Here is a 13,888-nt window from a genome sequence, read left to right as displayed (position 1 = left end):
AGGAGCTACTCATGCCGGCAATCTCCACCAACACCGCCGCGAACTCCGCGGTCCGCTACCTCAACATCAACTCGCAGCAGGAAACCAGCGCGCTGTCGAAGCTGTCGAGCGGCTCGCGCATCACTTCGGCCTCCGACGACGCGGCGGGCCTTGCGATCTCGACCCGTATCTCCTCCGACATCACGACGCTGCAGCAGGCCGCCACCAACGCGGCGCAGGCGACCTCCATCCTGCAGACCGCCGACGGCGGCGCCTCCAACATCTCGGACATCCTGGCCCGCATGAAGTCGCTGGCTTCCGAGTCCGCTTCGGGCACCGTGGCCGATTCCAGCCGCGCCTACATCAACTCGGAATTCACGCAGCTCAAGGGCGAAATCGACTCGATCGCCAGTGGCACCCGCTACAGCAGCCAGAGCTTGCTCGATGGCTCGAGCGTGTTCTCCTCTGGCGTCTCGGTGCTGGTCGGTTCGACCTCGGCCGACACCATCACGATCACGCTGACGAGCCTCACGGCCTCTTCGCTGTCCGTGACGTCGCTCGACGTGTCCAGCCTGTCGAGCGCCACCAGCGCGATGACGGCTCTCGACACCGCGATCGACAAGGTTTCGTCCGCACGCGCCGAGATCGGTGCTCAGGAATCCCGCTTCAACTTCAGCGCTGACTCGATCTCGACCCAGACCCAAAATCTGCAATCGGCCAACTCGGCGATCAAAGACGTTGATATCGCCTCCGAGCAGGCGACGCTGTCCTCGGCCGAAGTGAAGACCCAGGCCGCGGTCTCGGCTGAAACCGCGGCGAACCAGATGCCGCAGTACCTGCTGAAGCTGCTCGGCTAATTCGAAAGACCGATCGGGCCGGCATGATGCCGGCCCGATTCCTATTGCGGCGGAAGTGTCGACATGACGGTTAGTAGCGCCACCTCGAGCACATCAAGCACGACGTCGACCAGTTCTGCCAGCACGGTGACAACGACCGGCACGACCAATTCGACCAGCATCGATTGGGATGCCCTGATCGAGGCCGAGGTCAACGCCAAACTCGCAGCGGCGACCTCGATCACCACGACGATCACCGCGAACCAGGCCAAGATCACGGCCTATCAATCGCTGCAGACCGAGCTGTCGACGCTGGCGACCGGGTTGTCGTCGCTCAGCACCTCGATCATCAATTCGATCGCCACCAACGCGTTCGCCACCCGCGCAGCGACGATCTCGTCCACAGGTGACGTCAGCGCCTCGTCGGCGCTCAACATGAGCGTCAACAGCGGCTCGGCGACCGGCGATCACACGCTCCAGATCACCCAGCTCGCGACCGCGCAGAAGGTGATCGGCTCCTCGCAGTCGAGCAGCTCGACGGCGCTGGGCCTCTCCGGCACTTTCTCGCTCGGCCTGTCCGGCGGCACCAGCACGGCGATCTCGATCACCAGCGGCATGTCCATGCAGGATATCGTCGACACCATCAACGCCCAGACCTCGACCACTAACGTCCAGGCCTCCATCGTCCAGGTGTCGAGCGGGTCCTATGAGATGGTGCTGACGGGGACGCAGGACGCCGCTGACATCACCTATTCGTCGACGTCGGGCGACGACATCCTGAACAAGCTCGGCGTCACCGACACGTCCGGAGCGTTCACCGACGTGCTGCAGAAGTCGCAGTCCGCGGAATTCACCCTCGACGGCATCGCGCTCACGCGCAACACCAACGACATTTCCGACGTCCTGTCCGGCGTCACGTTCGACCTGCTGCAACCGACGCCGAGCGGCACTAGCCTCAACATCAGCATCGAGACCGACACCAGCCAGATCACGTCAGCGCTGCAGACCTTCGTCACCAACTACAATGCATTTCGCGACCAGGTGATCGCGCAGTCGGCGCAGAATTCCGACGGCACAGCCGCATCGAGCGCGGTGCTGTTCGGCGACAGCACGATGCGCGATATCATGACCCAGCTGCAGCAGGTGCTCAGCGGCGCGGTCGGCGGCATGACGATGGCCGATCTCGGTCTGTCCTTCAACGAGAACAACCAGCTCCAGCTCGATACCGGCACGCTGTCGACGGTGCTGACGCAAAATCTCGCCGGCGTCACCCAGCTGCTGTCGGCGCAGACTACCACTTCGTCCAGCCAGCTCAGCGTGGTCAACACCGGCACATCGCCGCAATCCTTCACGCTCGACCTCACGGTGGACTCCACCGGTATGCTGACCGGAGCCTCGGTCGGCGGCGACAGCTCCGGCTTTTCGGTGGTCGGCAACACCATCATCGGCAATTCAGGCACGATCTACGCCGGCATGGCATTCACCTATACGGGCTCGACCTCGCAGTCGATCACGGTGACATCGTCGTCGGGTTTGGCGACGCAGCTCTACCAGCTCGCGCACACCAGTTCCGGCACCAGCGGTCAACTCCAGACCATGATCACCAACTTGCAGTCGCGCGACACCGACCTACAGTCCCAGGTCAGCGACATTCAGAGCAATGCGGCGACGTTCAAGGCTCAGCTGCAGGTTCAATACGCCAATTACCAGGCGGCCATCGAAAGCGCGAACAACACGCTGGGCTACCTGAAAGCACTCCTAGACGCATCATCGAGTAACTAATGACCCAGAACGCGACCGCCTACCAGGCCAACAACGCCTATCGATCCGCCGCGGTGGCGGTGCCGCCGCTGAAGGCGGTGGTGATGCTGTGCGACGGCGCGATCACGCTGTTGCAGAAGGCGCTGGACGCGCACGAGGCGAAGCGCTTCGAGGAAGGGCACAACTATCTGACGCGGGCGACCGCGATCCTGCGCGGGCTGAGCCACAATCTCGACTTCACCCGCGGCGGCGCGATGGCCGATCGTCTCTACCGCACCTATAACGCCCTGATCATGGCGTGCCTGCGATCCTACGGCCGGCCGCAGGCCAGGGAGAATTTTCGGCGCATCATCGCGAGCCTGGCGGAACTGCGCGACGCCTGGAAGTTCGTCGAGGCGACCGCCGGCAAGGCCGCCAAGGCCAGGGCACTCGACAAGACGCTCGAATCAGCCGCCGGCCGCTGAGCCCGGAGAGGCCAGCGAATCACCCGGCGAGGGCGGTTGGCCGGCGCAACAAGGGGCCTGGGCGGGCGCCCTGGTTGGGGAAAATAGCCGCCCGGCGAGCACCATGCTGGACCTGATGCGACAGCGGCGGAAATTGATTTCCGCCGTCCCGCGAATGCTTTATGACTGCCTTGGCGACGAGGCTGGATCTGCGCGCGCGATGGACGTTGCGACATTCGAAGACCTGATCGACCGGCTGGGGGAGGATCTGTCCCGCTGGCCCGACGATCAACGTCTTGGCGCCGCCCAGCTCCTGGCATCCTCGGCCGAGGCGCGGACGCTCTTTGAGGAGGCGAGCGCGGTACGCCGCGCGCTCGCGGCGCCGCCGGTTCGCGCACCCAAGGGTCTTGCCGACCGCATCGTGACCGCGGCGGCGAACTTGCGCCAGAAGCCCGCTTCGGGGCCTGCCTCGGCTGACGATCAGCCGGACGATGCCCAAGCACCGGACCAATCCGCACAGCAAGGCAAGGTGCTGCCTGCGCTGCTGCTGGCCCTCTGCCTGTTGCCCGCATTGACGCCGCCGGCATTGATGCTCGGTGAGGCGTATCTGCCGATCAGCCTTTCGCTCTAAAACGCTCCGCATTGCCGTTGCAGCTCCCCGCGGGCTTTCGCGGCGAGATGCTTGCGCACGCCTGCGAGCCATGAACCCGCCACGGACACGGCAATTTCTGCCGATTCATCAAGTGATTCCGGGTGGATGAATCCGCGCCTGAAATCGGCGCGTCATCCGTTTTATCTGCGAACGACATCACGACCCCAATGTTCCACCGCGTTCCGTCGCGCATTCCGCGGCGAAGAGAGCCTTGTCATGACCGTTTCCTCGGCAACCTCTGCTGCAACCTCTACCACGTCGAGCGCGTCGTCGAGTGCGTCGATGGGGATGAGCTCGACCGATTTCCTCAACCTGCTCGTCAGCGAGCTGCAAAACCAGGATCCGCTGAACGCCACCAGCACGACCGACTTCATCAACCAGCTCACCTCCTACGCCAACTTCACCGAGCAGCAGTCGACCAACGCCAGCATGACGTCGCTGGCGAGCTCGTTCTCGAGCCTCGTGACGCTCAACTCGGTCAACTATATCGGCCACACCGTCGAGGCGAAGACGAACACGGCGGAGCTGACCAACGGCTCGGCGACGTTCGGCTACTCGCTAACCTCGGCCGCGTCCAACGTCGCGATCACGATCCAGGACTCCTCGGGCAACACGGTGTGGAGCGGCAAGGGGACCGGAACCGCCGGCTCCAACACCTTCACCTGGAACGGTCAGACCTCCGACGGCACCCAGCTCAAGGACGGCGGCCAGTACACGATTCAGGTGACTGCGACCGACTCCGCCGGAAACTCGCTGCTTAGCTACACCACGATGACGGGAACGGTGACCGGCATCGATGCCTCCGGCTCGACGCCCTCGCTGCTCGTGAACGGCGTCCCCGTCAGCGCCGCCAACATTATCGGCGTCACGTCCTGATTGCTTCCGGAGTAATATCATGAGTCTCACTGGTGCTCTTTCCTCGGCGATCTCGGCGCTCAATGCGCAGAGCCAGTCGCTGGCGATGATTTCTGACAACATTTCCAACGCCGACACCACGGGCTACAAGACCACGTCGGCGATGTTCCAGGATCTGGTGACCGCGTCGAACAGCGCCACCTCATACACGTCCGGCGGCGTCACGGTGTCCGGCCGCGCCAACATCACCCAGCAGGGCTTGCTGTCCGCGACCACCAACGCCACCGACGTCGCGATCCAGGGCAGCGGCTTCTTCGTCACCACCAACGCGACGTCCGGCGGCACCACCTCCTATACGCGTAACGGCGCGTTCACCACTGACAATCTGGGCTACCTCGTCAACAACGGAAATTACCTTGAGGGTTGGCGCACCGACGCCGACGGCAACATCATCGGCAATGCCTCCGCCGCGAGCCTTGGTCCGATCAACACGCAGGTGGCTTCCACCAGCGGCAGCGCCACCACCAAGACCACCGTCGCGGCGAACCTGCCGGCCGATGCCGCGGTCAACGCGACGTTCAACAGTTCGATGACGGTCTACGATTCGCTGGGTACGGCGAGCACGATCCAGATCGATTGGGAAAAGACCGGTGACAACACATGGAAGGCCAGCTTCGAGCAGCCCAAGCTCGCATCGGACTCCACGACGGCCAGCGCCGGCGCGATCACCGATACGGTGGCGATCACCTTCAATAGCGATGGTTCACTCAAATCGACGGTGCCGAGCCCGCCGACGATCTCGGTGACCGGTTGGACAGATGGCGCGGCCGACAGCTCCATTACGCTCAATCTCGGTACGGCCGGCAAGACCGATGGCCTCACGCAGTATTCGTCAGGCGAGACCACGCCGGCCGTCGACCTTACGAGCATCACGTCGGACGGTCTGCCCTATGGCAAGCTGAGCAGCATTTCGATCGGCAAGGGCGGCGTGGTCGACGCGACCTACTCCAACGGGCAGACGATCGCAATCTACAAGATCGCGGTCGCGACCTTCAGCGACCCCAACGGATTGAGCGCGGCCAGCGACGGCATGTACTCCGCGACGGCAGCGTCCGGCAACGCCACGCTGCAGACGTCGGGCAGCAACGGCGCTGGTACGATCTACGGCAGCGAACTGGAATCGAGCACCACCGACACCAGCGGTCAGTTCTCCAACATGATCTCGGCGCAGCAGGCCTATTCGGCGGCATCGCAGGTGATCACCACCGTCGATAAGATGTTCGATACGCTGATCTCGGCGGTGTCGCGATGATGACCGAGAAGTGGAATGACCGCTTGCTGGTCAAGCTTCAGCGGCTGCAGGCGAAGGCCGCCTCGGTCCGGCCGGACGACCGGGCGCAGCTCCGTGCGTTGCTCGACGATGTCGGAACGTTGCGGGACCAGCTGATGCGCGAATGCGCGCGGCTCGACCAGGAACTCAACCGGGCCGCGGTCCGGGTTACGGCAATCACCGCGTATGGACGCAGCGCACAATCGGTTCGCGCCCTGCGTCGCGGACACTAGCTTGAACGGGAGCGATGACATGACACCGGAACGCAACATCAAGATCAATCCCGCGGGCAATGACGAGCGCGCAAGGTCGTTGATCGCGCTGATCGACAATCTGATCGCGATCGTGAACGAGGAGAATGTCGAGCTCGCCAAGGGCTTGCCGGCCTCGCGGCTGAAGCAGGTCGACGAGAAGCACCGACTTGCCACCCTGTTCGAGCAATGTGTGGCGGAGGCGGTCGGCAAGACGGCAAATCTCAACGTCCAGGATCGCGTGCTGCGCGAGCAGCTGATGGATCGGATCCTGAAGCTGCGCATGGCGATGGATGAGAACGTGATGCGGCTGCGTGCGGCGATCGATGCCAGCAATCGCAGGATCGAGGCGATCATGCAGGCGATCCGCGAGCAGATCGCCAACGTGTCGCCTTATGGCGCCGGCGGCCGTCGCGTCACGCCGGCGATGTCCTATGGCACCAATGTGCGGGCCTGATCGGGCCGGCGCCGGAGGGAGTAGGCCGTGTCCTCGCTCGATATTGCACGAAGCATCGCATTCAGCGGGCTGTCGGCCACGCAGGTGCAGATCAGCGTAGCCTCGGCCAATATTTCCAATGCCGACACCAAGGGCTATACCGCGAAGACCGCCAATCAGAGCAGCAGCGTCACTTCCGGTGTCGGTACTGGCGTCACGATCACGGGGATCAGCAGCGCGGTCGACAAGCTGCTCCTGAAGTCGCTGGTCGGGGCCGATTCCGATCTCGGCGCCGCCGACACCACCAACAGCTTTCTGACCGAGCTCCAGCAGCTCTATGGCAGCACATCGAGCTCGGACAGCTCCACGACGGGAACCTCGCTGGCCAACACGATCGCGGCGTTCGAGTCGGCGTTGTCGTCGCTGGCGAGCACGCCGAGCAGCGCGTCGCTGCAATCGAACGCCGTCAGCGCGCTTGCGGCGGTGACGACGCAGCTGCAACAGACCTCGAGCGGCATCCAGACGCTGCGCTCCAATGCCGACCAGGACATCGCGTCGTCGGTTACCGACATCAACTCCGACCTGCAGCAAATCTCCGACCTCAACAAGCAGATCAAGCAGCAGGCGGCGGCCGGACAATCGACGGCTGATCTGGAGGACCAGCGCAACAGCGCGCTGCAGGATCTCGCGTCGATGATGAATGTGAGCTATTTCACCACGTCGACCGGCGATCTGCAGGTCTATACCGGATCGGGACAGGCGCTGGTCGATAGCACGGCGCATCCGCTGAACTATACGGCGCTGCCCAGCGTCACGGCGTCGACGACTTACAGCGCGGGATCGTTAAGCGGTTTCAGCGGCATCACCGTCAACGGCGTCGACATCACCTCGCAGATCTCCTCGGGCAAGGTCAGCGCGCTGATCACGCTGCGTGACCAGACGCTGCCGGCGGCGCAGTCGCAACTCGACGAGTTGGCTCAGCAGTTGACCGCGGCCGTCAACGCTGTGTCCAACCAGGGCACATCGGTGCCGCCGCCATCGAGCCTGACCGGAACCGGCACCGTGAGCAGCACGACGCCGCTGTCGGCGACCGGCACGGTGCGCATCGCGGTTGCGGACAAGAGCGGCAATCTGGTGTCCTACCAGGACCTCGATCTGTCGTCCTACGCCACGGTCGGTGATCTCGCCACCGCGATCAACGGTATCTCGGGTCTGTCAGCTACGGTCGATGCCAACGGACACTTGTCGATCTCGACGAGCACATCCGGCAACGGCGTCGCCATCAACGAGCTGACGAGTTCGGTCGGCAGTTCCGGCGAAGGCTTTTCGGATTACTTCGGGTTCAACGACCTGATCACCGGGACCGGCGCGTCCGACATCGCCGTGCGCAGCGACATTCTGAACGGCACGGCGGGGCTGCCAACGGCGACGCTCGATGCGTCATCCACTCTGACCGTCGGAACTTCGGTGCTGTCGCCGGGCTCGGCGACGGTGGTGAACGCGCTCTCGAGCGCCCTGACGGGGGCGACCAATTTCGGTATGGCGGGCAGTCTTGGCGCGACCACCGGCTCTTTCACGGACTACGCGGCCGCCATCGTCGCCAACGTCGCCGGCAAGGCGACCCAGGCGTCGGCGGCCTACACCGCCAAGCAAACCGCTCAGTCGACTTATGCGAATTCGCTGTCGTCGCAGTCCGGCGTCAACATTGACGAGGAATCCGCAAATCTGAGTGCGTTGCAGAACAAATACGCCGCCGCGTCCCAGATCATTACCGCGATCAACGCCATGTTCTCGGCGCTGATGACCGCGATGAGTGCCAGCTGAGCCCGAGGCCGTCGTCATGATGATGCGTGTTGCCACCTTTGCTCAGTCGGACCAGATGATATCAAGCGCGCTGCGGGTGCAAGCGGTGATGGCCAACGAGCAGGTGCAGGAGTCCTCCGGGCTGCAATCCGAGGATTTCGGCGGCTATGGTTCCGGCGCCGGGCGCGTCATCAATTTGCAGGTCTCGGTGACGCGTGCGCAGTCCTATATCGATGCCAGCCAACTCGCGGATAACAAGGTGCAGGTGATGTATTCGGCGGTCGGCTCGGTGACCGACATCATCACGCAGCTGCGGACCCAGCTCAGCGCGGCCACCACCGGCAGCAGCACGGCGACGGCATCGGTGATCAACTATGCCCGGCAGGCCATGGCGCAGATGCAGGGGCTGCTCAACACTCAGTATGACGGCGAATATGTCTTCAGCGGCGCCCGCACCGACACCGCGCCTGCGGATTTGTCGAGCTTTGACACCGGCACCGGATCGCTGACGACATCAGACACCAGCTATTACAAGGGCGACAGCGAGATCGCGTCCGTGCGCGTGTCGGACAGCCAGTCGATCTCCTACGGCGTCACCGCCGACAATCCGGCGTTCGAGCAGGTGATGCGGCTGCTGAAATACGTCGGCAACAGCACGACGCTGTCGTCGAGCGACGTCTCGCAGGCGCTCGACCTTGCGAGCAGTGCGCTGGATGCCACATCCACCGTGCAGGCAAAGCTGTCGACCGCGGCGTCGCAGATCGAGACCGCCAGCACCAACCAGAGCGATTATCAGAATTTTGCGAAGACGCTGTCGACGGACCTCACCAGCGTCGACGTTGCGGCCGTGACGGCGCAGCTTTCGACCTATCAGGCGCAGCTGACGGCGTCCTATTCGGCGATCTCCAAGATCCAGAGCATGAATCTGGCAAGCTATTTGCGATAGCTATCGCCGGCATCACCGGTTCAGGATCTTCAGCCAGACATCGCCGAGGATGATCGGCTCGCGCGGCGGAAGCCAGGTGAGGCCGGCGGCCTTGCCGAGCTCCGCGATGGTGCCCTTGGCCTGCAGATCGGTGAGGACCTTGTTGACCGATTCCAGCAGTCCTTTGTCGGTTTCGAGCGCAACGTAGCCGCGGTTGGCGCCGATCGGATAATAGTAGCCCGAGGCCGTGATCCTGGTGTCGGGATGTTCAGCGCGGTAGGCATCGAAGCGGCGCAGGTCGAGCAGCGTGGCGTCGAATTCGCCGCGTTCCAGTTCTCCGAACAGGTCGCTGCGCCCCGGAACGAGGTGCGTGATGTCGTCGATCAGCTTTCCCTTGTCGAAGGTCATCAGGATGGCGTCGCCCAGCGTGCCGCTTTCGATCGTCAGGCGAAGGCCGGCGAGATCGCCGATATCGGTGATCTTGCGCTCCTTGATCTTGTCCTTGGCCTTGGGACCGAGGACAACGGTCATCGGCGAATAGATGTAGGGTTGGCTTGGCGCCAGCACGCCGATCGGAATCCGCCGGCGGCGATCCTCGCGGGTAGCGCCGTCGAAGTCCGGCAGCTTGGCCGTCGTGACGCCGGGTGCCTTCAGCGAGTCCGTGGTAAGCGCGTAGCCGCCGACCAGCGAGCAGCGCCCGTCCGACAGCAGAGCATTGGCTTCGAGCGCGGGGCTCGAATCTTCATCGAGCTTGCTCTCGAACCACTGAATCTTGAGCGGCCGTCCGAGCCGCTCGGCAATGGCCTGCGCGAGCGCGACGTCGAAGCCGGCATCGGGCTTGCCGCGATGATGCGCCGACAGCGGCGGCAAATCCTCGTCGAGGCATACCTTGAGCGGTTCGTCGGCGGCATGCGCTGCCGCCGACATGGCAAGAAGCAGGGCTGACGCCGCGGCCGCGAGCAGGGCCCTCATGGGGTCCTCCGGCTGGACACGAAGGCCCAGACGTCGGCGATCTCCTGCTCGTTCAGGATGTCGATCCAGGGCGGCATCTTGCCGTTCTTGCCTTGCTTCACGGTGGTCACGAAGCGCGTCTTGTCGTCGGGAAACGCGCGCAAGTCCGGCGTGATGGTGCCGGAATTGACCATGTTGGGCCCGTGGCAATGCGAGCAGTTCTTGGCGTAGGTGACCTTGCCCTGGTCGGCCTGACCCTGAAGGTCGATTGCGGTTGATTGTTGTGCGGCGGCGGGGATCAGCATAATCACCGCCGCAGCGACGGCGGCGAAGATCGCCGCCGTCAACAGGGTTACTCGTTCAGTCACGTGTGCTCCGCGCTCAGTTCTTGACCGCGAAAACCCACAGCGATCCGCCGGGTGGGACCTTGGCAAGCCGCTCGTCGCCCGAGAACAGCGAATAGACGCCGCCATAGCCGGAGGTGACGGCGACGTACTGCACGCCGTCCTGTTGCCAGGTGACGGGTTGTCCCTCGATGCCCGAGCCGGTCTGGAACTGCCAGAGCTTCTTGCCGGTATCGGCGTCGAAAGCCTCGAATTCGCCGGTCAGCTGACCGGAGAACACCACGCCGCCACCGGTGGAGAGCACGCCGGAGAAGCGCGGGATATCGCTCGGCGCTTCCCACTTCGCCTTGCCGGTCATCGGATCGATCGCCTTCAGATGGCCGCGCGGTCCGGTGCCCCATTCCCAGGGATCGGTGAGATCCATGCCGAGATACCATTCGCCCTGCTTGAACGTCACCGGTTCGGCCTTGTACTTGCCGCCGAACGCGAGTGTGTTGGCGTAGGCGAGGCCGGTCTGCGGATTGAACGACATCGGCTCCCAGTTCTTGCCGCCGAGGATCGACGGGTAGACCGTGACCTTCTTGCCTTCACGCGCATCCTTGGTGATGTCGGTCTCGATCGGCCGTCCGGTCTTCATGTCGATGCCGGTGGCCCAGTTGACGTTCACATAGGGATTGGCCGCGAGCAGCTTCCCGTTGGTGCGATCGAGCACGTAGAAGAAGCCGTTGCGGTTGGCGTCCATCAGCACCTTGGTCGGCTTGCCCTCGACGTTCATGTCGGCGAGCACCATCTCGGCCACCGAGTCATAGTCGAACGGATTGTTCGGCGAGAACTGGTAGTGCCACTTGATCTTGCCGGTCTTCGGATCGAGCGCCAGCACCGAGCAGGTGTAGAGGTTGTCGCCGGGACGCACCGCCGAGTTGAACGGTCCGGGATTGCCGATGCCCCAATACACCGTGTTCAGTTCGGGATCGTAGGAGCCGGTGATCCAGGTCGAGCCGCCACCCAGCTTCCAGGTGTCGCCCTTCCAGGTGTCGCCACCGGGTTCGTCCGGGGTCGGGATCGAGTAGGTACGCCAGAGCTTCTTGCCGGTGGCGGGATCCCAGCCGTCGATGAAGCCGCGGGTGCCGAACTCGGCGCCCGAGATGCCGGTGATCACGACGCCGTCGGCGACCAGCGGGGCCACCGTCATCGAGTAGCCTTCCTTGATATCCGCGGCCTTCTGGCGCCACAGCTCCTTGCCGGTCTTGGCATCGAGCGCGATCACATTGGCGTCGAGCGTGGTGCGAAACACCTTGCCGTCATACAGCGCGGCACCGCGATTGATGATGCCGCAGCAGACGATACGCGGCGTCTCGGCGGGATACTCGACCTTGGTCTTCCAGATCTGCTTGCCGGATTTGGCGTCGATCGCGATCGTGGCGTTGTGCGTGGTGACGTAAATGACGCCCTGGTAGACGAGCGGCTGCGATTCCTCGCTGCGGTCGTCGTTCAAACTGTAATTCCAGACCGGCACCAGATTTTTGACGGTGTCCTTGTTGATCTGGTTCAGCGTCGAGAAGCGCTGAAGATTGTAACCCATTCCGTAATTGAGAACGTTCGAAGTATCAGTCGCCCCCTTGACCAACTGCTCGTTGGTCTGGGCGCTTGCACCATACGATGCAAGAATCACGAGGCTTGCGGCCAGCGCAATGCGTCTCATCCTATCCTCCCAATGAACTTTTTTCCGCACGCCTATTCCTGACGTTGCGGACGGAACCATCCGCCTGAAACCAAAACGGGTCAATACGAAAACGTGAACGAGCGCCCGCTAACCGCAAAAGACCGATCGGAAGCGTCAGGTCTTTCGCAGATGCGTTCGTGGCTTGCCGTCGCGTGGAATACGCTACACCAGCGCTCCGTCGGTATGCCGCGGCGCGAACGGTCAGCTGGACGGCGTAGGGGGACAGACACTCGGCCGCGGTTTCGCGCCCCGCTTGTCCGGCGGCACATTGCAATTATCGATACGCTGCTCGTCGGTCCATTTGCGGCCGAGCCGCTCCTTACCGGTGAGCACGCGCTGCTGCACCGCCTCCGCCGATGGGGCAGGGTGCCGGGTCTGCGCTGACACGGGCGTAAGCAGACCGAGCACAACCAGACAGCCCAATACGCTTCTGCAAATGTCGCTCATGATTCACCTCGATCATCCTGGTGCTATACGTCGGAGCTCCACAGGTGACCGGTCGGGAGGTCTCTTTCCACCCGAAAACCGACGAGGGCTCGCCCGTTGCGCCAGCTGTCGAACGTTCGCCAAGGCTGTTATGATGCGCTTTTCGTGGCGCGCTTCGCCCCGTCGCCGGAGCGGCACGCAAGGGAGATGAATGATGATTTCGCGCCGATCGCTTGCTCTGACTTTGGCCATGGCCGTTCTGTCGGCGCCCGCCCTGGCGGCATCCGGCCGCAAGGGCGCGCTGAAGATGCTCGATCCTGATAATGACGGTACGGTCGATCTCGCCGAAGCCAAGAAGGCTGCTGCCGACCTGTTCGCGAAGCTCGATCCCGACCATGACGGCACGCTCGACGCGCGCGAATTGCGCGGACGGCTGACCGCGAAAGAACTGGCCGCTGCCGATCCGGATCACGACGGCACTCTGACGCTCGACGAATATCTCGCGGTCGTCGAGCAGCGCTTCAAGGCCGCAGATCCCGACAATGACGGAACGCTGGATGCGAAGGAGTTGAACTCGCGCGCCGGCCGGGCCCTGCTGCGCCTGCTCAAATAGCTTGCCTAGCGGGCGCATTCCGGGCGGATTGCCGGATATTGACGCAGGAATCCGCGCATAACAAAAAAAAGTTGCGATTTCGCTCTTGGGCAAGACGCGGCTGGATGAATCGGGTCTCCTTGCCGTTGCGTCGCCGCCCGGCAGCCGGAAAATGCCCGACAGATCAGTGTCGGAGTTCCCGATGCCGGGCAGATGTTAGCGAGCCGTCGTCCGCTTCGGCATGTCCAGCAGCGAAGTCGGGTCCTTACCCGGCCGGCTTGCGCGCTGGAAAAGGCAGTCCTAGCTTGCCGCGCGGCGCGAGGCTTGCGCCAACTTATGACTTGGGAGAAGGAAATGGCCTGGAAAACACCGAAGATCGTCGAAGTGCCGGTGGGCATGGAAATCAACATGTACGCCTGCGCAGCGCGCAAGTAATCTTAAGACAAGTAACGCGAGACAGCCTGCCCGGCTCGTGCAGCCCGCTGCATCGAGCCGGGCAGGCGTCTTTTGTGGAAAGTGTCTTTTGCGGGCGCTGATGCGGCCGCTCGGCCAGCTTCCCTCATACCCTTCCCACAAGACCT

The 13,888-nt window shown here is 63.4% G+C and carries 15 protein-coding genes; 12 read left to right on the top strand and 3 right to left on the bottom strand.

Going from position 1 to position 13,888, the window contains the following annotated elements; genetic code table 11:
* Positions 1–11: 11 nt before the first annotated feature.
* The 10 genes from AKL29_RS09405 (at position 12) to AKL29_RS09360 (ending at position 9,292) form a co-directional block, all read left to right on the top strand.
* Positions 12–836: a flagellin gene (locus AKL29_RS09405; RefSeq protein ID WP_028336954.1), complete on the top strand. Its 825-nt coding sequence runs from the start codon at positions 12–14 to the stop codon at positions 834–836.
* A gap of 63 nt (positions 837–899) precedes the next feature.
* Positions 900–2,597: a flagellar filament capping protein FliD gene (gene fliD / locus AKL29_RS09400; RefSeq protein ID WP_050383936.1), complete on the top strand. Its 1,698-nt coding sequence runs from the start codon at positions 900–902 to the stop codon at positions 2,595–2,597.
* Positions 2,597–3,040, top strand: coding sequence for a flagellar export chaperone FliS (locus AKL29_RS09395; protein ID WP_050383935.1), 444 nt, complete (start codon positions 2,597–2,599; stop codon positions 3,038–3,040). The genes fliD and AKL29_RS09395 overlap by 1 nt, the downstream gene beginning before the upstream one ends.
* Positions 3,041–3,143: 103 nt before the next feature.
* Entirely contained in the window at positions 3,144–3,650 is a 507-nt protein-coding gene (locus tag AKL29_RS46605; protein WP_410712089.1) for a hypothetical protein, read from the top strand.
* Between the two features lie 237 nt (positions 3,651–3,887).
* Entirely contained in the window at positions 3,888–4,547 is a 660-nt protein-coding gene (locus AKL29_RS09385) for a flagellar hook assembly protein FlgD (protein WP_050383973.1), read from the top strand.
* 19 nt (positions 4,548–4,566) lie between these two features.
* The gene (flgE, locus tag AKL29_RS09380; protein WP_050383934.1) at positions 4,567–5,838 is read left to right on the top strand and encodes a flagellar hook protein FlgE; all 1,272 of its coding nucleotides are present in this window, start codon (positions 4,567–4,569) and stop codon (positions 5,836–5,838) included.
* Positions 5,835–6,089 (top strand): hypothetical protein, encoded by a 255-nt coding sequence (locus AKL29_RS09375; protein ID WP_028336949.1) that lies wholly within the window; start codon positions 5,835–5,837, stop codon positions 6,087–6,089. The genes flgE and AKL29_RS09375 overlap by 4 nt, the downstream gene beginning before the upstream one ends.
* Before the next feature lie 19 nt (positions 6,090–6,108).
* Complete coding sequence (locus AKL29_RS09370; RefSeq protein WP_038379117.1) at positions 6,109–6,564, top strand: hypothetical protein; 456 nt, start codon at positions 6,109–6,111, stop codon at positions 6,562–6,564.
* A gap of 27 nt (positions 6,565–6,591) precedes the next feature.
* Positions 6,592–8,367 carry a flagellar hook-associated protein FlgK gene (gene flgK / locus AKL29_RS09365; RefSeq protein ID WP_050383933.1) on the top strand — a complete coding sequence of 592 codons (1,776 nt, stop codon included), beginning with the start codon at positions 6,592–6,594 and terminating at the stop codon, positions 8,365–8,367.
* A gap of 16 nt (positions 8,368–8,383) precedes the next feature.
* Positions 8,384–9,292 carry a flagellin gene (locus tag AKL29_RS09360; protein ID WP_050383972.1) on the top strand — a complete coding sequence of 303 codons (909 nt, stop codon included), beginning with the start codon at positions 8,384–8,386 and terminating at the stop codon, positions 9,290–9,292.
* 12 nt (positions 9,293–9,304) lie between these two features.
* On the opposite strand, the gene AKL29_RS09355 is transcribed toward AKL29_RS09360, so the two are convergent.
* From AKL29_RS09355 to AKL29_RS09345, 3 genes are all read right to left on the bottom strand, one after another.
* Complete coding sequence (locus tag AKL29_RS09355) at positions 9,305–10,243, bottom strand: substrate-binding periplasmic protein (protein ID WP_050383932.1); 939 nt, start codon at positions 10,241–10,243, stop codon at positions 9,305–9,307.
* Positions 10,240–10,527: a c-type cytochrome gene (locus tag AKL29_RS09350; protein WP_167350389.1), complete on the bottom strand. Its 288-nt coding sequence runs from the start codon at positions 10,525–10,527 to the stop codon at positions 10,240–10,242. Before AKL29_RS09350 ends, AKL29_RS09355 begins: the two co-directional genes overlap by 4 nt.
* 76 nt (positions 10,528–10,603) lie before the next feature.
* Positions 10,604–12,268 carry a methanol/ethanol family PQQ-dependent dehydrogenase gene (locus AKL29_RS09345; protein ID WP_018272901.1) on the bottom strand — a complete coding sequence of 555 codons (1,665 nt, stop codon included), beginning with the start codon at positions 12,266–12,268 and terminating at the stop codon, positions 10,604–10,606.
* Positions 12,269–12,929: 661 nt separating this feature from the next.
* Between AKL29_RS09345 and lanM the strand changes: the two genes are divergently transcribed.
* Both lanM and pqqA read left to right on the top strand, forming a co-directional pair.
* Positions 12,930–13,328 (top strand): lanmodulin LanM, encoded by a 399-nt coding sequence (gene lanM, locus AKL29_RS09340; RefSeq protein ID WP_028336943.1) that lies wholly within the window; start codon positions 12,930–12,932, stop codon positions 13,326–13,328.
* Between the two features lie 333 nt (positions 13,329–13,661).
* A complete protein-coding gene (pqqA, locus tag AKL29_RS09335; protein ID WP_009031067.1) occupies positions 13,662–13,742 on the top strand; it encodes a pyrroloquinoline quinone precursor peptide PqqA in 81 nt (26 codons plus the stop codon).
* The last annotated feature ends 146 nt before the right edge of the window (positions 13,743–13,888 follow it).

Source organism: Bradyrhizobium pachyrhizi (assembly GCF_001189245.1).
GTDB lineage: Bacteria > Pseudomonadota > Alphaproteobacteria > Rhizobiales > Xanthobacteraceae > Bradyrhizobium > Bradyrhizobium pachyrhizi.
The sequence above is the reverse complement of the archived record's forward strand: the minus strand, read 5'-3'. Positions and strand labels throughout refer to the sequence as shown.

Excerpts from the sequence above, each read along its gene's own strand:
- AKL29_RS09405 (WP_028336954.1), top strand. The coding sequence starts at position 12 with ATGCCGGCAATCTCCACCAACACCGCCGCGAACTCCGCGGTCCGCTAC.
- fliD (WP_050383936.1), top strand. The coding sequence starts at position 900 with ATGACGGTTAGTAGCGCCACCTCGAGCACATCAAGCACGACGTCGACC.
- AKL29_RS09395 (WP_050383935.1), top strand. The coding sequence starts at position 2,597 with ATGACCCAGAACGCGACCGCCTACCAGGCCAACAACGCCTATCGATCC.
- AKL29_RS46605 (WP_410712089.1), top strand. The coding sequence starts at position 3,144 with ATGCTGGACCTGATGCGACAGCGGCGGAAATTGATTTCCGCCGTCCCG.
- AKL29_RS09385 (WP_050383973.1), top strand. The coding sequence starts at position 3,888 with ATGACCGTTTCCTCGGCAACCTCTGCTGCAACCTCTACCACGTCGAGC.
- flgE (WP_050383934.1), top strand. The coding sequence starts at position 4,567 with ATGAGTCTCACTGGTGCTCTTTCCTCGGCGATCTCGGCGCTCAATGCG.
- AKL29_RS09375 (WP_028336949.1), top strand. The coding sequence starts at position 5,835 with ATGATGACCGAGAAGTGGAATGACCGCTTGCTGGTCAAGCTTCAGCGG.
- AKL29_RS09370 (WP_038379117.1), top strand. The coding sequence starts at position 6,109 with ATGACACCGGAACGCAACATCAAGATCAATCCCGCGGGCAATGACGAG.
- AKL29_RS09360 (WP_050383972.1), top strand. The coding sequence starts at position 8,384 with ATGATGATGCGTGTTGCCACCTTTGCTCAGTCGGACCAGATGATATCA.
- AKL29_RS09355 (WP_050383932.1), bottom strand. The coding sequence starts at position 10,243 with ATGAGGGCCCTGCTCGCGGCCGCGGCGTCAGCCCTGCTTCTTGCCATG.
- AKL29_RS09350 (WP_167350389.1), bottom strand. The coding sequence starts at position 10,527 with ATGCTGATCCCCGCCGCCGCACAACAATCAACCGCAATCGACCTTCAG.
- AKL29_RS09345 (WP_018272901.1), bottom strand. The coding sequence starts at position 12,268 with ATGAGACGCATTGCGCTGGCCGCAAGCCTCGTGATTCTTGCATCGTAT.
- lanM (WP_028336943.1), top strand. The coding sequence starts at position 12,930 with ATGATTTCGCGCCGATCGCTTGCTCTGACTTTGGCCATGGCCGTTCTG.
- pqqA (WP_009031067.1), top strand. The coding sequence starts at position 13,662 with ATGGCCTGGAAAACACCGAAGATCGTCGAAGTGCCGGTGGGCATGGAA.